Genomic DNA, 22046 nt, shown 5'->3' with positions numbered 1-22046 from the left:
GAAAGCACCGCATGTCGACCGTGATGATTTCGCGCCGGACCCTTCTGGCCTCCAGTGCGCTGTTGGCCTTCGCGCCAGTCTGCGCTGCAACCACGGGCCCCGTCTATCGCGACGCCCGCGCCCCTGTCGCCGACCGAGTCGAGGATCTGCTCTCTCGCATGACCTTGGAAGAAAAGGTCGCGCAGATGTGCAGCATGTGGACCAGCAAGGGCCAGATCCTCAACCAAGACGGCAGCTTTTCCCCTGAAAAGGCCGCGAAGGTCATGCCGAACGGCCCTGGCCAGATCGCTCGCCCTGCTGACACCTTCGGCAACAAGCGCTTCTTCACCGGCGACTGGTTCCGTGGCGTCGAGGAGACCGCGCCGCTGGTCAACGCGATGCAGCGCTACTTCGTCGAGAAGACGCGGCTCGGAATCCCGGCGCTCATCCACGAAGAAACGGCTCACGGCTATCAAGCGCGCGGCGCGACGATTTTCCCCATCCCTCCCGCGCTCGGCAGCACCTGGGATCCCGAACTGGTGGAAGAGGTCTTCTCGACAATCGGCAAGGAAGCGCGCGTGCGCGGCGTGAACGTCGCGTTGAGCCCTGTCGTCGACCTAATGCGCGAGCCGCGCTGGGGTCAAGGCAAAGCGATAAGGGCAGTAACAACTTCTGTCCTGGAGCCGGAATGCCGCAAGGTCCGGGACTATGATCACCATATGTCAGTAATGGGAGAGCATCATCATGGCGACTTCATCGGGCCAATCCTGGCTTGTCACCAAGCATCCTGAAATGGTGGCCAACCTGATGCGCAGCAGCGCCACGGCGATGATCGCCGCAGCGTTGATGGCGTCCACTCCGGCCAGCGCGCAAGATGCACCCGTACCGTCGGAAGGCAGCTTCGCCAATCCCGCCATGTCGGATCGCCCGATGTATCGTTTCTGGAACAATGGCGGCATGATGACGCCTACTTCCATCACGGAGCAGGTGGCGCAGATCAGGTCGTCGGGCGCTGGCGGGTTCGAAGCCAACCAGTTGAGCGGCGTTCCTTCGGTCAGCAAGGTTCCGGGCTATGATCCGCAGCACCACGGGTTCGGCACGCCGGAATGGACCCGCGCCTGGACGCAATTGTTCAAGGCAGGGAAGGCGCAGGGGTTGCGCGTCGATCAGATCTACACGCCCGGCTGGTCGGCGGGCATTCAGGGCCTCTCCCCCGACGCGCCGGGGACGGCGAAGGAAATCACCTTCGGTTCCGTCTTCCTGAACGGCGGAGAAAGCTATGAAGGCGTGGTGCCTGAGGCCAAGCTGCCGACCGGAGTCACCAGGCGCACGCTGCTGGGCATCGTCGCCTATCGGTGCGACAGCAATTGCGAAGCGGGATCGAAATCGCCGCCCATGCTGGACGCGAGCACGGCCGTGGACCGCACGGCCAGCGTCAAGGGCAACCGCATCCGCTACACCGCGCCCTCCGGGCAGGGCCGCTATGTGCTGGTCGCGTCGTGGATGAACGGTACAGGTCAAGTGATCGAACTCGCCCAGACTCCCACGCCCAGCTACATGGTCGATCACTTCGCTTCCTCCGGCGCGCGGGCGATCGTCGATTATTGGGAGACGAAGGTCCTGAACCCGGAATTGCGGCAGGCGTTCAGGGACAGCGGCGGATCGCTGTTCTTCGATTCCTTCGAACTCAACCGCCATGGTGAGGAGGTTCGCCACTGGACCGATAATTTCCTGAGCGAATTCCGCAAGCGGCGCGGCTATTCGCTGGTGCCGTATCTCGCGGCGATATCCAATTCGTCCAATCCCATGTTCGAATTCAGCAACGGCGTGGGCACGCGCATTCGCGAGGATTACCGCCAGACCCTATCGGAACTGTTTGTCGGCAACCATATCTTGCCGCTTAAGCAATGGGCCCATTCCTACCGCATGACCTTGCGTGCGCAGGGCTATGCCGGATGGGGGCCGACGGCGGTCAACAATTCCGACGCCGCGATCGCCATCGACATACCGGAGCAGGAAGCGAACAACCGCGGCAAGCCGATGTTCTCCACCGATGCTTCCGACGCCTGGCGGCAGGTGGTGAGCGCGAACGCGCAGATGGGCAGGACCATCGTGTCGAGCGAGATGGGCACTTTCGGCCGGACAGACGGGCTGGCGCGCGTGTCGCTGGTCATGCGAATGAACGAGGTCATCGGCCTTGGCATGAACAAGGTCGTCTACCATGGCTGGCCAGACCAGACGCCGGGCGGTTCGCACAGATGGCCAGGCTATATGCCATTCGGCAACGCCGTGGGCGACAATTACGGGGTCCAGATTCCGACCTTTGCCGATGACGTGGCGATCAACGACTATGTCGCGCGCCTGCAAACAGTCCTTCGCCGGGGCGAGCTTCGCAACGAAATCGCCATGTATTGGGGCGGACCGGACGAGGCGAAATATGGCGATCTGGGACTGGAGCGTTCCGGTTACACCTACGGCTTCATGAGCGATGCTCTCATGGCGCACCCATCGGCGAAGATCGTGGACGGCCGCCTGACGAACATGGGCTACAAGGCGTTCGTGCTGGACGCACAAGGGTCCGGAATTCCAATGAACCTCGCATCCGCCAGGCGGCTTCTCAGCTGGGCGCGCAGCGGCTTTCCGATCTTTGTCATCGGCGAGCTTCCGGTGCGGGTCAGCGGCTATCATCCCGCTGACGACGCCGCGCTGCGCAAGGTCGTAGCGGCGCTGCTCGCCCAGAAATCGGTGACGCGGGTTGCGGATCGCGCGGGCGTCGTGAACGCGTTGAAAGCGGCGGGCATCGGTTCCGCCGCTTCTTACGACGCCAAGCCGCTCGTGACATTGCACCGGCAGTCGGAGGACAGCGATTACTATTATCTGTTCAACGCGGCAGCGGACAGGACCAAGGCGGAGGTGACGCTGGAAGGAAAGGGCCTCCCCTACCGCTATGACGCCTGGACAGGCCAGGTGCGGCCCATCAGCCTGTTCACCCGGACAGAGAATGGGGTAAAGATAGAGGTTGATCTGGCGTCGGGCGACAGCACGCTCATCGCCCTCACTCCCGGCAATCAGGACACGCCCAAGCCCGTCTGCAAGAGCGCGGCGATAAGCACGAACGCCGATGAACTGCTCAGCTTGGACGGCGGCGACCCGGTCCTGCGCGACACGGCGGCGGGCCGATATGTCACCACCCTGTCCGATGGGCGGCAGGTCATCAGCGAGATCGCGACGGTGGGCGCCAGAAAGAGCCCTGCCTCCTGGACGCTCCAGGTCACTTCCTGGCAGGCTGGCGCTGGCGTGAACGACATTGCGAAGGTCGCGCTCACGCCCATCACCCTGACCCCCGGCGCAGACGGAAAGCTGCCGGATTGGCAGCATGTGCCGGGCCTGGAAAACAAGTCGGGCACGTCCACCTACAAGGCTTCGGTCGATATCGGCTCTGGGTGGACCGGCGGCACGCGTGCCTATCTGGACCTTGGCGCTTTTTACGGCACCGCGCAGGTCAGCGTGAATGGAAAACGCCTGCCCCCCATCGATCAGGCCGACGTGAGCCACATCGACGTGGGCGGTTATTTGCAGCCGGGCGTCAACGATCTAGAAGTGCATATCGCAACGCCGCTCTACAACGCCGCTTACAAGAGCAAGAGCCCCTATGGTCTCGTGGGGCCGGTGACCGTGATTCCTTATGGACAAGTGACCGTGCCGATGGGGTGCATGAGAGGTTAAGATCACTCGGATGCACAATATCATGGAGGATCGCTGCGAAGGCAAGGTGTGGAGATTTCCATGCGGCGTAGCGCTCGGCCGCTCACGGCATGCGCGCAGGTCTAGCTTATCGAAGCGAGCGCCCCAGCGCTTCCTTCGTGAGAGGACGCATCAATGCGTAGGCCTTGCGGTTGGGATGGACACCATCGCTCGTCAGGTCTGCCCGCATCCCGCCCGCAGGGTCCGCCAATAGCGAATAATAGTCCACGTAGATGACCCCGCGCTCCTTAGCCAAAGCCTCAAGCCTCTGATTGAGGCGAGGTACGCGCGTCGCAGGCTTTGCCTTTGGCGCGGTGAAGAAACCGGATGCCGGCGGGATGCTGGCAACGACAACGCGAACGCCATTCGCTTTCGCCATGTCGATCATCGCGCGCATGTTGTTGATAATGTCGTCATCGCCGAACGCCGGATTTCCCTCCTGGCCAAGATCATTGGTGCCGGCCATGATATGGACGGCGCGCGGCTTGAGCGCCACTACATCCTGGTAGAAGCGCAGCAATATCTGTCCGCTAAACTGACCACTGATCCCGCGATCCAACCGATTATGCTGGAACAGGTCGGGGTCCGCATATTTCCAATTCTCGGTGATTGAGTCGCCTAGCACTACTTTGGCATTTTTTGTTCAGACCTGTCTACGAGGAGCTTTTCACAATGGGGGCACCGCAGAGGCGCAGGCCTTACGAAGATGTCCAAGATCGCCTGTCGGATCGCTGGCATGCTTGGTTGTGGCGGCGGTCCCCCGACTCTTTTTTTTCCGGCCCGCTGCTTTGAGGCGGCGGGATTGAAGGAAGGCGTAGGCAATCATTGTCATTAATGCGTGTCGATGTAATCCAACCCAAGAGCGGCCTTCGAAATGATCGAGGCCCAGTTCTTCCTTGAGCTGCTGATGTGCTTGCTCGCAGATCCATCTCGCCTTGATCGTCGCAGCGAGCATTTTGAGGGTGGCGTCAGCGGGTAAATTTGAGACGTAGTATTTTTGCTCACCGGTCGAACGTCGCTCTCCAACAAGCCAGACTTCATCACCTGGCATGGCCTGGACACGGCCGTCGAGCATGCGATGGCGATGACCATCGGCAATCCTTACGCGGCGAGCGGCAAACAAGCATGTCAGCCTTCCCTTAGTACCACGTCGCCAGCTGACCTTTTTCCATTTTTCCTTAGCCAGAATGGATTCGGCTGAGACCGGCTGTTGATCGGGAATGTGGTACTTGCGCTTGTTCCCCACGTTAGCGACCGGGAAAATCAGCGCTACGTCTGCCGGGTACACGTTCTGGCGTCGCGACAAACCCACTGCCCACAGCAGGCCGCGTTCACTCAGCGCCTGTCGAAACAGGCCACTCGATCCGTAACCGGCATCGGCAAGAACACAGCCGAAACGCGCGCCCGACGCGATGACACGATCGATCTCCTCAATTGCGATCTCTGGTTTTGTCAGGGCAATCTGGCGCTCTTTGGGAACCTGTGCCCGAGCCATCCTCGCCGCGTCACTTGTCCAGCTATCCGGCAAGAAAAGGCGCAGCCCAACCATGAGTGGCACTTCTCGGGAAGCCAGCGTTACCGAAACGAGAGACTGACAGTTGGCGGTCTTGCCAAGCGCAGAAGCATATTGTGGAGCTACCCCGACGGAATGGGTCCCCTTCTTCGGCAAGGCTGTGTCATCGATGACCAGAAATCCGGCTTCATCGCCCACAAGCCGATCCGCTTCTTTCACCAGCGCTTTCTCGACAGGAGCGCTGTCCCAAACTCCCGCTGCGACAAAATGATGAAGCTGATCATAGCCGATTTCGCTTGTTCGCGATGCCATCGGCTGAACGCTCTTACGGTCTCCTGGTCCTATCAGACCTGCTATGTAAGCCGGGCACATACGGCGCCGCGTCTTGTGCCCAAGCGCGCTCAGAAACGGCTCAAGCCAACCCTCCAGATCCTCTTTCCAGTCCGCATCCATCGCCAGCCCTTTCGATAGCTGGCTCCCCATGAATCACGCTTTTTGCGCCGGGGGAATCCCAAAAATTCAAAACTGCCAAAGTAGTGCTAGAAAAACAGTCTCCACCCCGGCGCCGTTCGCGATCAGGCGGGCATTATCTGTGCGGTAACGGCACAGCGCTGGCCAATCCTTTTCTCGCTGGAACTGTAACTGCTTCAGCAGCGCAGGCCCTTTGGTGTACAACTTCGCCAGCGCCGCCTTGAACTTGGGCGCGCCTTCAGGATCAAGCTGGTTATCGCGCAGGCCAGCCACGTCAGGATCTTCCGGCAGGCTGGGAGGACAGACCGGCTGCGCCGCCGAAGATGCTTCAGCGGGAGATTGCGTGGCAGACGGACTCGCCGCAGCGGGACCGACGAGTGCCCCGGCCAGAGCCGCCAGTGATATTGCGACACGCCACTTCATTTTCCTGGGAGCATATTTCATCATCATGTCTTTCTCTATTCCCCCTGCCTGAACCCGGAGAGGTGCGCCGCCCTCACCACTTCAATGTGAATGCGTCTGCCAGGGCCTGTTGCACCGCGGCTTCGAAGCGTTGCGAGATGCCTGCCCTAGGGGCTGATCCTTCAAAACCGTGGAATGCGCCGGGCACTACGAGGAGCTGGGTCGGAATGCCCGCAGCCATCAGGCGGTTGGCATATTCCACATCTTCCTGCACGAACAGGTCGATCGATCCCACGCCGATGAAAGTTGGCGGCAAGCCCTTGACGCTTTCAACCCGGGCGGGCACCGCGCCCTTGGGCGGATGCGACGAACCAGCCTTCATGCCGAGGAAAGATGACCAGCCAAAACGGTTGGCGGTTGCTGTCCAGGTGATGGTACCGATCGGGGACGGCACGGCGCGCGTGCTGCCTGTGCGATCGTCAAGCATTGGGTAGATCAGCATCTGGAACAGGATGGGCACTTCGCCCCTGTCCCGCGCCGCGATGGCCAGCATGGCGGCAAGCCCACCCCCGGCGCTGCCCCCCATCAAAGCGATACGGCCAGGATCAACGCCCAGCGCCGCCGCATTACCGTGCAGCCATTTGAGGGCGGCATAACAATCCTCCAGCGGGCCGGGGAAAGGCGTTTCGGGCGCGAGGCGGTATTCCACGGTTACGATCACGCAGTCGAGCGCCTTGGCAAGCTTCAGCAACTTGCCCGTCTCAGACGCCGCGTTGCCAGCGATGAAGCCACCGCCATGAGTGTGAAGGATCGCAGGGCGACCGGATGCGCCCGCTTTCTCATTCAGGACATAGACGGAAACGTCGGGCGCGCCACGGGCGCCGGGGACGCGGACCATGCGCGCAGCGGGATCGGCCGGGGCGCCGCCCAGCATCTTGCGCAGTCCTGGCAGCGCATCCTTGGTCATTTCGCCGTTCGACTGATATTTAAGGAAGATTGGAACGAGGGAGCGCAGTTCGGGATGTACGAACGGGGTGATGTCGGCAGCGGTAATGGGTGCCGCCGCTGATGTGGCGGCTTCAGCGATTTTCCCCTGCCCCGCCAGCGACACGAGTCCGGCCCCGGCAAGCAGCCCCATTTCCCTGCGGCTAAAGTTCATACTGTTGTCCTTTTGCAAATTGCCGAGCCAGCGTTAGCCTCCCATCCCACGCGCCGTCCAGATGCCAGAGATCAAGAATCTTTTCCGGGCCAGTTCTTCTGATGCTGGTTGCAAAAAGGGGATCGGAAGCCAGCTTCCGATCCCCAGTTCGCCCCCTTATAGAGATACTCAGTCGCTGCCGAAACGGAAGCGGGCAGTGATGCCGATTTCGCGCGGCGCTCCGTAGCGGACCTCATGATATCCCGTGTTGATCAGAGGATTGGTCGAGGAGCCCGGAACGTTGGCGACGATGTCCGAACCCTTGAAGGTCAGCTTCTGCGTGTCGAAGATGTTCCTCGCAAACAGCGTTAGCTCAAGACCCGGGACAATCTCGCGAGCACCGACATAGAGATTCAGGATCGGTTCCGCGGCGTAAGTATTTGCCCCGGAAACTTCCGTCCTCTTGCCCTGATAGGAGAACAGACCACGGATGAACCCCTCCATGTTACCGGCCAACGGCTGTGTATATTCCGACTGAACGGTAAAGTTCCATTTGGGAACTTCAGAAATGGGCCCGTTGGAGGTCCTAAAGAAAATCGGATTGGCGGCCGTAAATGCCCCGGCTAGCTCATCGTTGGTGTCAGGCACGCCATCGCCATTTAAATCAGGACGGAATGGCACCTGCGCATTCTTAAATTGCGACTTGGCATAGGCGACCGTACCTGATGCCGTCCAACGATCAGTAATGTTGGCCGACAATTCGGCCTCAAAGCCGCGGACGCGAGCATCTCCAGGGAAGACCACCTGTCCAGAGCCTACACCGAACGCAGTCCCGCAAAGTCCTTGAGCCTGTCCGGATCCGGTACAGAACGGAACATCACCCGCGACACTATTGAAGCCTTTATAATCCTGCTGGAAGACGTCAAAGTTAAAACGGATACGTCGGTCGAAGAAGTCGCCCTTAAATCCGACTTCATAGGAGTCGCTCTTCTCCGGAGTCAGGGTCCGAAGGAAGTCGAGAGCCGGAAGATCGACGCCGCGATTGGCGCCCGGACCGCGAAAACCGCGGCCATAGGAGAAGTAGATGATTTTATCATTATCTAAATGCTGCACGATCTTGGCGTCATATACCCACGCCTTGATGTCCCGGCTCGAGGGTGAATTGAGCAGCGGCTGAGTCGGCGTCTGAAGAACGAGCGGGGGCAGTGGTGGGGGCAGCGGGATGGCGAGGGTGTCACGCGCCCCGTTGGTAGTCAGCCAGAACTGGAAGCCTTGATCCCGCTTGAAGTGAATGCGGCGTGCGCCAAAGGTGATGTCCGTACGCGTTGGAAGGTGAACGGTGGCGCTGGCAAAGGCTGATTTTTCAACTCGCGTTTCCGGTATAAGGATGTCGCTGCCCAGCAAGGTAGCAGGTCCTGACGGGGGATTAGAACCGGGCGCAACGACATACCCTCGGTTCGCCCCAACATTCGTGGGCACGCGGTTTGCGTTCTTAAGATAGTTCAAGCCGACAGAATAGTCGAACCAGCGGTCACCTCCCTTTGAGTCGAGCCGCAATTCGTGCATCGTGCCTTTGGTATCAACGAGGAAAAGCTGACCTGGGGAGTAATTGAGAACAGCGTTGCCTGTGTCGGTGTCTCCTGAATTAAGCCCCGTATAGGATTTAAACTGGGAGATGCCGAATATGTAACTCAGAGTCGCCTCATCAGCGATATCAAGCTTGGCGTTGATTGACATATTGTTCGAAGTAAACTGCCGAAGAGTAGTATTCTCCTGAACAGCGACCCCATCGCGGCCGTCATTGATGGCAGGTCCGTTGTAACCGGCCGGGAACGGCTGTATCGCGTTCGGCACAAAACCGGTGCCTTCAACCCGGGTAAGGTCATAGGTGTTGGCCCGCATATATTGATAATAGGCGAATATGCTGAGCGGGTTGGTCGGCTGGAACAGTACCGAGGCGCGAATGCTCTTGGTATTCGCATGAGACTTCACGCCAGTCACCGGGTTGTGAAGATCGCCGTTACGGTTGGCGTCGAACAATCCGGCAATACGGACAGCCAGCTTTTCCTTGATGATAGGAACGTTGACTGCCGCTTGCCCGTTGAAGCTCGGCTGGTCGGTTCCCGTCGCTATGAAGGTGCCGCCATATTCATTAAGATCAGGCCTGCGCGTGCCAATGGTGATTGAGCCGACAGGTGCCGCTACGCCGCGAAGCGTTCCCTGCGGACCGCGCAACACCTCGATCTGCCCGATGTCATAAATGCCCTGAAATGCGACGAAGTCGTTGACAGGTACTTCGTTGAAGTAAATGACCACGGCCGCGGGAGCAGAAGTGGTAACGGTGCTGCTGATACCGCGCAGCGATGTGACCGTCCCCTGTGCGCCGGACTGGCGGAAGGACAGGCCAGGCGAGAGCGCCTGAATATCCTGAAAATTCTTGATTTGCAGGTTTTCGATCTGCGCGCTGGTGATTGCAGTAACCGTTACCGGCACATCCTGGAGACGCTCGTTGCGGCGCGTCGCCGTTACGATGATGTCGTTGCTGTTGCTACTTTCGGTGGCCTGCGTCGAAGCAGAGCTGGCGGGCAAAGCATCCGCCCCACTGGCTGGTTGGCCAACTTGAGCCTGCGCTGCCGCCGCCAACCCGACTGTCCAAAGCGCAACGCCCGAAAAGAGCGCGGCGGCCCGACTTGTTCCTGTCGTCATATCATCCCCTCCTACCGGCTCTACAGCCGTCGATCTATCGAGACCGTGCCTCCTAAAAGCGGCAGTGACCCGTATCCGGATTCTCTTCCCGCAAGACAGAAATACTCTGACATAATAGAAAGGGCAAGTCATTTAACGAAACAGGATCGTCCCAATTCAATAGACTTTCCACCAGGGACTTTTCCGAGCAGAGTCAGCATGTTCGAGAAAGACACGCCGAAATTTCCTCGCTGAAACTGCCCCGACAGGAAATTGTGATCGTAGGTCAATATTCTAGAACTTAACCCTGGCCGCTTCGCGAATTGCAGCTTCCATGTCCGCCTTTTGAAGAATACCCCTCTTTTCAGCTTCCTGTGCTGAGGCGGTGAACTTCGCCAGATAATTGCCGGGGGTGCCATAAAGCGCCTTCAGCTTCGCCTGATCGAACCAGTGGGTCAGTCCGGCGGTGCCGAGGCAGGTCCCGCCGATATCGTAGCGAGCAATAGGCACATCGACCCAGGGCGTTCGAATGCCGCCCACCATATTGCCATGTTCGTCCTCTTTGCCGGCTTCGACCCGAGGAAAATGTGGCGCAGGCGAGCCGCCATTCATCCAGCGATGCACCCACATGATGGCGCTGCCGGAAATATATTGCACCGGGAAGTTATTGGCGAAGTCCGCGGCGCAAGGTTGTGTGTCGGCAGAATTGGCGCCGGGAAGATCGCGCGCGTTGGTCTTTGCCACCCTTTGCATGTACGGCCCGGTGGTGTGGCCCGATCCGGCCGCACTCCACACGCGCAGCATCGGCCCTTCGGCAAGGGGTACGCGCAAGGGCCCCGCCGCCCAGAATTGGATTACCGGCACCTTCACATCGGTGCGCAGTTGCGCGTCCTTCATCGGTTCGATGCCGCCGAGCCGCAGCGGGTTCATCGTATCTTTGATGACGAAACCATCAATCGCGCGTGCCCTTTTCTGCACGCCATTGACGTAGGTAGTCAGCCTGGCGCCCGCGATCGTGTCGCCTACGGCCATGACGTGGCGGACCTTCAAGCCCTGAAACGGGTCGATGCCGGTGCGAGGGCGATGCGGCCCCACGGCGCGCGCGACCTGGCTTAGAATGTCGTAGGACATTTCGGAATTGGGGATGGACAGCGTTCCGTAACGCGCAGGATCCCATTTGGTCAGCGGCGGACCGAGCGGGATTTTGATGTTCTGGTTCGACCCGGTGTAAGTGGCGAACTCCTTACCCGGCGGCGGTCCGTTCACGCCCTCGCGATGCAGCGAAACGCCTACCCAGCCGAAGCCGTTGCGCAGCAAGGTTTCCGCGTTCCACCGGAAATTGGTATCGGCCTCGCGGCTGAAATATTCCTGCATGAACTCGATCACGACGGTGCCGTTGAACTTCGCTGCGGGAGGCCGCCGCACGATCATCCGCGTGCGATAGGGTTGATCGGGACCTGCGGGCACGAATGTCCAGCGGCCGTCGCTGGTCAGGCTGGTGCCCGGCGCTGGCTGGAAAGCATGCGCCTTGCCGGAGACGACATATTCCTGTTCGGTATAGCCATAGGGCTTGAGGTCCACCGCAGACGCCGCGAAGATGCGTCCGTTGCCGCCGGTGATGGGCGCCTCCACCTTGGCGGTCGGTCCCGCCATCCCGTCCCGGGCGGGGGACGCAAACGACATGCCTGCCGTCACAACAGCTGCAAAAGCAATGGATGCGCCGAGAAACCCGCGGCGGTGCTCTAAAATCATCTATGCTCTCCTATTTCCTGCTGGAGAATATTTGCGCGGCCGCTACGCCGGGATCTCCGACGCGAATGCCTCCAGATCGATCATGGACGAGATCGCAACCGACCCGGGCGCGGGAAGGCTGTCCGGCAGCGAGATGCCGTCCTTTGGCCAGATCATCACCACAGCTTCGCATATGGAGCTGACGGGTTTGCACTCGAGGACGTCCTCGATGGGTCCTGACTGCATATAGAGGTTGATGCGGTCGCTCATTGCGCCAAAACTTTGCGCCACGGCCGCCGCGAACTGGGCAGCCCCCTGCGCGAAGCTGTCCGCAGAGGTGTCAACCGGTCGCCGCAGCAGGATCGCACGTTTGAGTATGGGTCCCTTTAGGAAGGGCAATGGCGCGCCGGAGATGAGCGTTTCGCGGACCTCCATCGCATAGCTGCTTGCCCAGTTTGGATCGTTCGGCTTGCCGCAAAGGCTTGGTCTGCTCGCGCCCGCGCGGGAGCCAAATTCCGAAATAATGTCGAATGGCGGACGGGTGCCAACTGCGCGGCGTACATAGTTGCGCTCATAATGGATGATGCCCCATTTCGCGAAAACGGGGACTGCGCCGGGGGCATGGCGCCCTTCATAATCCTGGAAAAGTTGCGTGGCGTTGATTCCGGGTCGCTTCGCGATAAATGACCAGCCAAGCGTCATATTGGATTGCACTGCCTGCCCCACTGGGATGGCGAGCGCCGGCCTTGCTGCCAATGGCAGAGACGCCAATGCAATGCCCCCGTGCAAGAACTGGCGGCGTGTGCGGTGCGGCGAACTTGCTTCTTCCATCCGTCAATTCCCACTTACCGGGCGGGATCTCTTGTTTGGCACAGCCCTTTAGCTGAAACAAATAACGAATCCATACAACTTTTCCAAATGCTTCTCAGAAAACTCATAGATAAGCAAGTCGAATTGTGGCTCTACTGAAGTACAAGTGAATGGTGCCGTTTGCTGGTCGACGGCACCGCCGGAACGCCTGCCCCAGACTCGACGTCACACTTGTGAAATTGTTCTGCATATGCCTGATAGCATGGCTGCACTCTATGATAGGCCTGCAAAAGGATGTGGTGAAGGTGGGGCGATAGTCACGACGTCGCTTCGAACATCGAAGTAATAGTCATCATCAGGGATCACGTTGAACTATCATTTGTATGAGTATATGGTGGCGTCCGGGAGCAGTGCTGGAAGATGAGAAATAGGTCATCACCTCGCGCGGGGTGGGGCGTAGTGGATGACTCGGTCTCACCCTTTCCGCATCGGTCAAGCCCAAAGCGTTTTTGATCGAGCGTACGTCGCAACAACGTCAGTCGAATTCAGGAGAAATCATGTTCAATGGAGCCATTCTGGTCGGCGCCGAAGAGCGCCGTGGCGGCGATCCCTTCTTTGCCATCCATCCTTCCACAGGGGACAAGGGCGGAGTGGCCTTCGCCAATGCTTCTCCTGCCGATGTTGCCGATGCCTGCGCGCTGGCGGAAGCGGCCTTCGAAAGCTTTTCGACGCTGAGCCCCGATGCGCGGGCCAATTTCCTGGAAGCCGTCGCCGAGCAGATTCTGGCCATCGGCGATATCCTCATCGAAACGGCCATGGCGGAATCCGGCCTTCCTCACCCCCGGCTGGAGGGCGAACGCGGCCGGACCGTCGGGCAGTTGCGCCTCTTCGCCAGCTATGTCCGGCAGGGCGATTGGCTGGACGCGACGATCGATGCCGCGCTGCCTGAGCGCCTGCCCGCGCCGCGCAGCGACTTGCGCCGCGTCAACCAGCCGCTGGGTCCGGTCGCGGTGTTCGGCGCATCGAACTTCCCCCTCGCCTTTTCGACCGCGGGCGGCGACACGGCCTCGGCTTTCGCCGCCGGTTGTCCCGTGGTGGTGAAGGGGCATCCCGCCCACCCCGGCACCGGCGAACTGGTCGCCCGCGCCGTGCAGAAGGCGGTCAAGGCATGCGGCCTGCACGAGGGTGTCTTCTCCTATCTGCCCGGCGCGACCCATGAACTGGGCGGCGCGCTGGTCAGCGATCCACGCATCAAGGCGGTGGGCTTCACTGGATCGCGGGGTGGCGGCATCGCGCTGATGCAGATCGCGGCCAACCGCGCCGAACCGATCCCCGTCTATGCCGAAATGAGCAGCATCAATCCCGTCATCCTGCTGCCGGGCGCTTTGGCTGCTCGGGCGGACGCCCTTGGCGCGGCCTTTGTGGGGTCGCTCACCATGGGATCGGGGCAGTTCTGCACCAATCCCGGCCTCGTCATCGCGCTGGAAGGACCCGATCTGGATCGCTTCGTGGCGGCTGCGGCCGAAGCGCTGAGCGCCAGCCAGCCGCAGGTCATGCTGACCCCCGATATCCACGCGTCGTTCGAAAAGGGCGTGGCCGCGCTTCAGACAGCCGAAGGCGTCACGACCCTAGCGCGCGGCGCGGATGCCGAGGGCGCGAACCGGGGCAAGCACGCCTTCTTCGCGACCGAAGCAGAACGGTTCCGCAACAATCCCGCGCTGGCGCATGAGGTGTTTGGCTCTTCATCGATCCTGCTAAAATGCCGCACCATCGATGAAGCGATCGAAACCATCTCCGGTCTTGAAGGGCAGTTGACCGCGACGCTCCATATGGAAGATGCGGATAGCGCCGATGCGGCGAAGCTGTTGCCCGCCCTCTCGCGCAAGGCCGGCCGCATCCTGACCAACGGCTGGCCCACCGGGGTCGAGGTGACTCATGCGATGGTGCATGGCGGCCCCTTCCCCGCCACATCGGATGGCCGCACGACATCGGTCGGAACGCTCGCGATGATGCGTTTCCTGCGGCCGGTCTGCTATCAGGATCTGCCCGACGCGCTGCTGCCCCCGCCATTACAGGCCGCCAATCCGTGGAAGCTCACCCGGCGGGTGGAAGGCAAGCTGGAGATCGCAGCATGATCAGATCGCTGATCCAATTCGCGCAGGGCGATGTGCGGGGCGTCGCGGCGCTCGACGAAACGGGCGCGGCGCGCCGGGTGACGGGGGTGGCCTCTACCCGCCAGCTGGCCCTGGACGCCATCGCCGCGGGGCAGAGCCTTGCCGCCTTCACCGAACCGAAGCTGGGCGAGGCAGTCGATCTGACCACCGTAACCCTGCTCGTCCCCATCGACCATGACGACCCGGCGCACCTGCTGGTGGCTGGAACCGGCCTTACCCATCTGGGATCAGCCGAAGGACGCGACCAGATGCACAAGGCTGCCGCCGCGGGCAACCTTACCGATTCCATGCGCATGTTCCTGATGGGCCTGGAAGGCGGCAAACCAGAAGGCGAAGCCATCGGCGTGCAGCCCGAATGGTTCTACAAGGGCGACGGCCAGAGCCTGGTCAATCCGGGCGACGATTTCGTCATGCCGGCCTTTTCCGAAGATGGCAGCGAGGAACCGGAAATTGCGGGCATCTACCTGATCGACGCGGCCGGCATGCCGGTGCGTCTGGGCTTTTGCATTGGCAATGAATTTTCCGATCATGTGACCGAACGAGGCAATTATCTGTGGCTTGCCCATAGCAAGTTGCGGCAAGCTTCGTTGGGTCCGGAACTGCTGCTGGGCGAGCTGCCAGCCGATGTGCGCGGCACCAGCCGCATCCTCCGCAACGGCGAGACGGTGTGGGAAAAGCCCTTCCTGTCGGGAGAGACGAACATGTCGCACACGATCGAAAATCTGGAGCATCATCATTTTAAATATGCCCCGTTCCGTCGTCCGGGCGACGTGCACGTCCATTTCTTTGGCACGGCCACCCTCTCCTTTTCCGACGGTTTCACGACGCGGGAAGGCGACGTCTTCGAAGTCGCGGCTGCTCCCTTCACCATGCCTGTCCGCAATGCGCTGAAACGCGCCGCTGACGAGGGCAAGGCAAAGGTGCGCGCGCTATGACCGGCACCATCAAGGCGGGCCTGGTCGGCCTGGGCAAGATCGCGCGGGACCAGCACCTGCCCGCGATCGACAAAACGGACGGCATCGAACTTGCCGCGGTCGCCAGCCGCAATGCGCAGGGCGAAGGGCTGAACAATTACGGCACGATTGAGGAGATGCTGGCGGGGGAGCCCGACCTTGATGCCATCATCCTCTGCCAGCCGCCGCAGGTCCGCTATGAAGCGGCAAGGCAGGCGCTGCTGGCGGGCAAGCATGTCTTTCTGGAAAAGCCGCCGGGCGCGACCGTGTCCGAAGTCGAAGCGCTGATCGACATCGCCGAGCGTCAGGGCGTGACGCTCTATGCCAGCTGGCACAGCCGCTATGCCGCTGCTGTGGCCCCGGCCAAGGCTTGGCTCGCAGAACGCACCATCAAGCATGTGTCGATCCAATGGCGCGAGGATGTCCGCCATTGGCATCCCCGCCAGCCGTGGATTTGGGAAGCCGGCGGCTTTGGCGTCTTCGATCCGGGCATCAACGCCCTGTCGATCCTGACGGAAATCGTGGCCGAACCCATCGCTCTACTGTCGGCCCGGCTGGAGGTGCCCGCGAACAAGCAGGCGCCGATCGGCGCCGAATTGAATATGGTGGCCGCGTCGGGCGCTCCCATTGAGGCGGTGTTCGATTGGCGGCAGACCGGTCGGCAAACCTGGGACATCGCGATCAACACCGATGACGGCAACCTGCTGCTGTCCGAAGGCGGCAACATGCTACAGTTGGAAGGCGAAGTGCAGATGGAAGCGCCCGACGAGGAATATCCAGCCATGTACCGCCGCTTCGTCAAGCTGATCGCAGACAAGGCGATCGACCTCGACGTCGCGCCGTTGCGGCTAGTGGCCGACGCCTTCCTGTGCGGCGAACACACCCCCACCGCAGCGTTCGAGGATTGAGGAAAACGTTTAGGGCCCGGCGGAGATGGATCCGCAGGGCCAAATTTCCTACCCGGCAGTGGCTGGTCAGCAGTCACCATAGCGCAAGCGAACGTTTTACATGCGCAGTTCGCCAGGCTTAGCTCTGAGCGCCGGTTGACCGAGATAAATCGGTCATAGTGCCGGCAGAGAGCCATCTGAACTTTTGGACCTGACGAAGTTCGACAGCTTTTGGGGATCAGCAACCTTGATGCCAGGTGACCATTCCTGATCCGCGCTTACGACCCTTTCCAGCCGCTCCAAGACGAAATTTCGGAAGGCAAGTGCGGACGGTCAGCTGTTCAATATATGCTTCGCTAAGTCGCGTAATCGGCGCGCCCTCTCATTGTATCAGGCGCCTGCCGAAGCGCTCGATCAATAGCTGCAGCACTCGTGCACTAGCATAGGCTGCAAATTGCTGCGCTTCATCTGCCTTGTCGGGATCTGCGAAATCACAAACGCCCTTGAGGGCAAAGCAAAGCGGCTGAGGGCTCGCAGCCATTTGGGCTGCGGCAAACAGGCCGTAGATTTCCATTTCCACGCCAATAAGCTCACCGTGTTGAGCACGGATTTCTTTGATAACCTCCCCGTCTGCGAGCACCGCGGATCCGGAAGCGACCGGTCCCGGGATCACGTTGATGACGCTAAGCGCTTTGCCTGGAAAATCTGCCGTTAGTTTAATTAAAGCCTCCTTGTCCCCTCGAATCTGTTCGATGTGGGACCTTACGCGCGCGGGTGCCGGAAGATGGTGCGGGCGGATCGAGAACTGCGTGTTTTCTTTGTCTTTAACTCGCTTTCCGCTCTGGAAATCCCAGGCTGGGTCGGCAAACAACACCTCGCCTAACTGCACTTTACCGCGCACACCCGCACAAATTCCGGTCATCGCGAGCAAGCGCGGCCGTAAGGCGGAGATTACGGCAGCGCCACGCAAGGCTGTCGACACCATTCCCATCCGCGGTGCGGTAGTGATACAGACGGTAAACGGCTTGCCATCCACCTCCACTACTCCGTCCCGTACGAACACCATGTCGTTTATAGGCCGGGGCGCAGACCAGTTCCAAGGAAGCTTCAGGACCTCCGATTCTTCCGGCTCAGCGAGAGCACAGACAATCGCTAAATCGATCTGGTCGGCAGGAGTAGACCCCGAATTGCTACGTTGGTCACTCGCAAACTTGGCGCAGTTAGTCGCTCTTACAACCCAATCATCATTGTCATCTGCATATTGGAGAACGGACCATGTCCAGTCCTCGAATTGCGCCAAGGCCTCACCGGCGATTGCAGTATCCGCCGTGATACCAATAACGTATCTAGGGATGTTAGCGACTTCTCCCTCGCGAATTTCGAACAGAAGGTCAATCGAGTGTTGAACGGCGCGAGAACTTTCCGGCCAGAGTGGGAGATAAACGTCTAAGACGAGTAGATCATAACCGACTGTCGCCATGCGGTCTCTTGCATCGTTAGCGCATGGCACAATGTCGATCATATCGCGCGTGATGCCCACTACTTCAAGCGCGCTCACAAGGCGGCCGTAGCGCTGCGGCGCATCATCGACGATCAGAATTTTCATGATAGTATCCCCGAGACTCCGGAGACACGTATTGTCGCAGCTAATACGGTCCGCCACTCATCCAATGTTGAGTTATAATGAAGAACTGCGCGTAAAAGCGCCGGAAATTCTTCTGACAATTCTTCACGCAGCTTTGGGAGGTCCACCATCGCTCCTCCATCCCGGGTGAAACCTTCATAGCCCGTGATGACGACGGTCGGACAAGCAATCTCAGCCATTGTCATGTGCCGGAGAACCTCGGTACCACCGAATGCTTGCGGACGACCGCCGGATTCCCGCTCACCGACATCAAACGTGGGCAGTGACATATCGAGCAAGAGCAAATCGACTTGCTCGTCTGCAAGGCAGTCGAGGGCCGAATTCACCGACCGGGCTGTGGAAAGGCGTGCCGTGGGGGCGAGGCTCATCACCAGATCCTCGATATGCTTACTTTTTGGAGCTTCGTCCTCGACGATCAGGATGTGCGGTTCAGCCCTCATCGCTAAGCTCCTGGTTCAACATCACGACCGCATACGTGACTTTTAGACGGAAACGCCCTTCATCTGTGAATCCGAACTCAATTTTGCCGCGCTCCGACTGTTCAACTACCGCCGCAAGCTTCGCGAAACCACTGCCTTCCTCGGTACGCGTTCGCGGGGCATGGGTGCCTTCAGCGATTGCCTTCCGGATGATGTTCGCCTGCTTTTCTTTCTCTTGGCGGCTCGCTGTTTTGCAGTCGCTGATGATCTCAAAGCTGATCGTTTCGTCATCGGGCTCCCAGCTCGCCGAAATGTCGATCCGTGGTGATCTAAGTCCTGAATGCTTTCGCGCGTTGCCAAGTCCCACGAAAAGGACGTCATTGCAAAAAACCAGCGCCGGCGCGAAAAAGCTGACTTCGCCTTCGGCACGCTGTGTGACAATGGGAGCGTATCCGCGTTGAACCTTCAGAGCTGTGTCAACGCCGATAGCCAACATTTGTTGGAGCGTGAACAACTGTTGATGCTTGAGGGTGTCAGCATGAACAAACCAGTGAGAAGCCTCATCGAGCTTCACTTGGACTTCAGTCGATGCTTTGCCCATAGCCGCGTCGAATTCTAGCCAGGCAGGATCGCATTCAGCGATGTCCCGCACCTTAGCACGCACTGTGTCGAACTCCTTGATAAGGCTTTCCTTGATCTTGATCCCAATAAAATCCTGTATTGCTGCGAGCGAGGGGTCGATCGCTGCCCAAAGGATCGAAATCGCGACGGGAAGGAACTCGCGGAAGTTATGCCCTAGGTCGACGACTGCACGCGCAAGTCGGATTAAGCGGTCATCGAGCGAAAGGACAATCATCCCCAGCGGCTTGTCTGCGCTCCTCAAGTGCAAATAGGTTTCCTTGGCTTCACCAAGCTTTTCGTCGAATTGGGCCGCGAACTGCCGCAGCGCAGCATCAATGCCATCGCGCGTGTCGGGCTCGCAGGTGGTAAATTTCTCTACCCATGTATCATTGCGATGATAATCGGCGGCTTCGGTTTCCCGCGTCGTTATCAGGCCGGAAAACTCCAGTGGGCCACGGATCAGTCCGATGAATGACTGATGACGAATACGCTTTGATAGATAGAAATCTAGCCCAAAGCTGGCATTAGCTAAGAATTCTTCGCCGATCCGACGGAGGATGCTGACCAAAACGGCGTCGGCTTCGCTTTGTGGGACGAACGACGTCCGTTGCGCTGGCTGGGTTGCAAGCTCACGCAGAACTTCGTCGAAGTTCTGCGGCTCGATCACCGAAACGCTGGCAAGGTCCCGGTAACGCTCAAAATCCTCCGCAAGAGTTCTTTCTGCCCAGCGGACAAGCGCTCCGCTATCGACATGAATACGCGTGCTGTCGACGATCCAGCGTCCCTCATCTAGGGCCAGATTATTAGCAATCTCTTCGAGTTCAGCTTGATGGACATGTCGATTAAGCGGATCGATGTCGACAAGCAACGAACAGATATTTTGTCGCTCTTCCATGATTGCTCGTGTGCTTCGGAATAGGCGGGACAGATCGAGTATTTCTGGAACGCAGACGTAACGAAGAAAGTAAATCAGCTCGTGGCGAGCGGCGCCGGGCAGCTGAATGTCGATTTCTGACGGCCGTGCTACCCCGAGCCGCCGCATCGCGGCGCCGGTGGCAAAGCGCATTTGGGACGCGATAACAGCGGATTCCCCTGCGGCCCAAAGCATGTGAAGAGCTATCGGGGCTGCTAAAGGATGCGAGACTGCCTTGAAATCACTCCAGCCATAATCGCGCAACGCAATATCTACTGGCAGAAACCGTGCATGCGTAGCGCTGCGCGAACCCTCGTTGGCGATTAGTTCAATAGTGCCTTGGCGATCGCCATACGAATAAAGAGCGTTGAGCAGGAGCAAAGCGCGCAGGGAACGCAGCGACGCAGGCCATGAGGTATCGCTCTCTCCGAGTGCTTCTACGGCCCTTGCGAAGTCCGCCCTATGGAGAAACCCGGCAGCGCGGGCCAGTCGCGATGGATAGGTCTGATCGGTTCCAGGGCAAGAAGCTTCATACCATGTACGGGCAGTCACGCTGTCTTGATCAGCGTCGATCGAGCAGCCTCGGTTCCAAGCGCGATCCTCGGGTCCCGCATAAGGGCTGTTCAAACCAATTAACCAAGGCTGCCAAGCTGCATCAGGTGTAGCGCGACGCAGTTGACGGATGAATTGGAACAAACCGGCTCCTAAAGGCAAGCCATGCAGGTTTAGAGCAAGCTTCGCCAACTGCGCTGCCGCATCATCAGACCCGTCGCGGCGGCTCTGCACGCGCGCGACTAGTTCTGCTATAGCGGTAGGTCGTGCTGCAACAGCGCCGCGGTCACGACCAGTGCTGAGTGCAAATCCCGCATACACATACCGCCATGGGTCGGGAGAATAACTCAATCGCTCTGCCAAGGCGATCCGTCTTGCCAGCCTGTGCTGACCTCCAAACATTGCATCCGATAATCGGCGATCACGTGCCAGAGCGTGCGGGCTACTCTCGCCCAAGATCAACTCTCGAATTTTTGCTAATCGAAAATCATCGATATCGATCGCATCAAGGCAACGAGCAATTAGTTCGCCTGCTGTGTGATCGAGCCCCCGGGACGCGATTTCCTGCAGAACGGCAACGAACGTTTCGTAAAGGTCAATGATGCCGTGACTTTGCTCAACACGCAATATGTCCGCCAGTCCTGCATTGGTCGCCGGAAATTCATCTTTGAGGCGAAATCTCACGTACGTTTTAACAGCGTCATCGAAGCGCGTGTGGCGTGCAATTCGATCCTCTATGTCGATGAGAAACTTAGTCAGAGTCGAGCGGTCTTCGTTCCGGACACTCGTATGGTAAGTCACAAAAGGAAGCATGCCTTGGCGGTAGATGCCACGGACCTGCGCCGAATATTGCTTCTGACGCTCAAGCCCCCCGGCAAGTTGCTCTATGGCTAGACGGAGTTGCACCAGCCACAACGAAGCGCCGAGTGCCTTTTCGACAATTTCAAGCGCGCTGAGCGCGTCGTCGTATTTCCCGAGAAAAATGGTTTGCTGGATCTCGTCTCGCGCTTTTATGAAAGCAGACAGCCGGCGGACCTCAGAGCGAATGCGTTGCGTAATCCAAAGGAGCTCACGCTCAAGGGACACCTTGGGGGCGCGAGTGTACACTCCCCCGAGCTCATCATAAGCAATCGGTGTGGCGACGATCTCGGATAACTGGGTTGACGCGAGATCGACCATCCATTCAAGCAAGACGAAATAATGATCCGGCTCGACCGCCGCGCGAGCATCTAGCAGCCACTCCATCAACCCTGCCCGGAATCGACGCGCGGGCGGCGTTCGCTGGTCTTTCACAAAGCGACGTGACCTCAGGTCAGCTACGATTCCGCGAAACCGATGTTGTTGATCGATAAACGCCCGCTGAGAAGCGGGGGGCTCGGGCAGTTCCGGAATTGCACTTCCCCTCTGGC

The 22046-nt window shown here is 59.5% G+C and carries 15 protein-coding genes; 5 read left to right on the top strand and 10 right to left on the bottom strand.

The genetic code is table 11. From position 1 onward, the window contains the following. Nucleotides 1-11 precede the first annotated feature (11 nt). Complete coding sequence (locus ACZ51H_RS17740) at nt 12-770, top strand: glycoside hydrolase family 3 N-terminal domain-containing protein (protein WP_464803506.1); 759 nt, start codon at nt 12-14, stop codon at nt 768-770. Continuing rightward, nucleotides 724-3705: a glycosyl hydrolase gene (locus ACZ51H_RS17735; protein WP_464803505.1), complete on the top strand. Its 2982-nt coding sequence runs from the start codon at nt 724-726 to the stop codon at nt 3703-3705. The genes ACZ51H_RS17740 and ACZ51H_RS17735 overlap by 47 nt, the downstream gene beginning before the upstream one ends. A 106-nt stretch (nt 3706-3811) precedes the next feature. Here ACZ51H_RS17735 and ACZ51H_RS17730 read toward each other — a convergent pair whose 3' ends face one another. From ACZ51H_RS17730 to ACZ51H_RS17700, 7 genes are all read right to left on the bottom strand, one after another. Then, entirely contained in the window at nt 3812-4348 is a 537-nt protein-coding gene (locus tag ACZ51H_RS17730) for a GDSL-type esterase/lipase family protein (protein ID WP_464803504.1), read from the bottom strand. 42 nt (nt 4349-4390) lie between these two features. Next, entirely contained in the window at nt 4391-5689 is a 1299-nt protein-coding gene (locus ACZ51H_RS17725; RefSeq protein WP_464803503.1) for an IS701 family transposase, read from the bottom strand. A gap of 66 nt (nt 5690-5755) precedes the next feature. Next, nucleotides 5756-6130 (bottom strand): hypothetical protein, encoded by a 375-nt coding sequence (locus tag ACZ51H_RS17720; RefSeq protein ID WP_464803502.1) that lies wholly within the window; start codon nt 6128-6130, stop codon nt 5756-5758. Between the two features lie 73 nt (nt 6131-6203). Beyond that, entirely contained in the window at nt 6204-7268 is a 1065-nt protein-coding gene (locus ACZ51H_RS17715; protein WP_464803501.1) for an alpha/beta hydrolase, read from the bottom strand. A 168-nt stretch (nt 7269-7436) separates the two neighbouring features. Next, nucleotides 7437-9953, bottom strand: a complete 2517-nt coding sequence (locus tag ACZ51H_RS17710) for a TonB-dependent receptor (RefSeq protein WP_464803500.1) — start codon at nt 9951-9953, stop codon at nt 7437-7439. Nucleotides 9954-10226: 273 nt separating this feature from the next. Further along, nucleotides 10227-11684: an alpha/beta hydrolase domain-containing protein gene (locus ACZ51H_RS17705; RefSeq protein WP_464803499.1), complete on the bottom strand. Its 1458-nt coding sequence runs from the start codon at nt 11682-11684 to the stop codon at nt 10227-10229. Nucleotides 11685-11726: 42 nt separating this feature from the next. After that, on the bottom strand, nt 11727-12419 hold the full coding sequence (locus ACZ51H_RS17700; RefSeq protein WP_464803498.1) for a hypothetical protein: 693 nt from the start codon (nt 12417-12419) through the stop codon (nt 11727-11729). 611 nt (nt 12420-13030) lie between these two features. On the opposite strand from ACZ51H_RS17700, the gene ACZ51H_RS17695 reads away from it, so the two are divergent. The 3 genes from ACZ51H_RS17695 to ACZ51H_RS17685 are packed head-to-tail and all read left to right on the top strand — an operon-like array spanning nt 13031 to nt 16508. Continuing rightward, entirely contained in the window at nt 13031-14608 is a 1578-nt protein-coding gene (locus ACZ51H_RS17695) for an aldehyde dehydrogenase (NADP(+)) (RefSeq protein WP_464803497.1), read from the top strand. Beyond that, nucleotides 14605-15582 carry an AraD1 family protein gene (gene araD1, locus ACZ51H_RS17690; RefSeq protein WP_464803496.1) on the top strand — a complete coding sequence of 326 codons (978 nt, stop codon included), beginning with the start codon at nt 14605-14607 and terminating at the stop codon, nt 15580-15582. The genes ACZ51H_RS17695 and araD1 overlap by 4 nt, the downstream gene beginning before the upstream one ends. Continuing rightward, nucleotides 15579-16508 carry a Gfo/Idh/MocA family protein gene (locus ACZ51H_RS17685; protein WP_464803495.1) on the top strand — a complete coding sequence of 310 codons (930 nt, stop codon included), beginning with the start codon at nt 15579-15581 and terminating at the stop codon, nt 16506-16508. Before araD1 ends, ACZ51H_RS17685 begins: the two co-directional genes overlap by 4 nt. Before the next feature lie 361 nt (nt 16509-16869). Here the strand turns inward: ACZ51H_RS17685 and ACZ51H_RS17680 are convergent, their stop codons facing one another. From ACZ51H_RS17680 to ACZ51H_RS17670, 3 genes are read right to left on the bottom strand one after another with little or no spacing between them, the layout of a single operon-like run. Beyond that, a complete protein-coding gene (locus tag ACZ51H_RS17680) occupies nt 16870-18093 on the bottom strand; it encodes a phosphorylase family protein (RefSeq protein ID WP_464803494.1) in 1224 nt (407 codons plus the stop codon). After that, the gene (locus ACZ51H_RS17675; protein WP_464803493.1) at nt 18090-18572 is read right to left on the bottom strand and encodes a response regulator; all 483 of its coding nucleotides are present in this window, start codon (nt 18570-18572) and stop codon (nt 18090-18092) included. Before ACZ51H_RS17675 ends, ACZ51H_RS17680 begins: the two co-directional genes overlap by 4 nt. Then, entirely contained in the window at nt 18562-21882 is a 3321-nt protein-coding gene (locus tag ACZ51H_RS17670; protein ID WP_464803703.1) for a hypothetical protein, read from the bottom strand. Before ACZ51H_RS17670 ends, ACZ51H_RS17675 begins: the two co-directional genes overlap by 11 nt. Nucleotides 21883-22046: the final 164 nt, after the last annotated feature.

It is taken from the genome of Sphingobium sp. TomMM15, from assembly GCF_055397045.1.
This window is presented reverse-complemented; position numbering and strand designations above follow the sequence as displayed.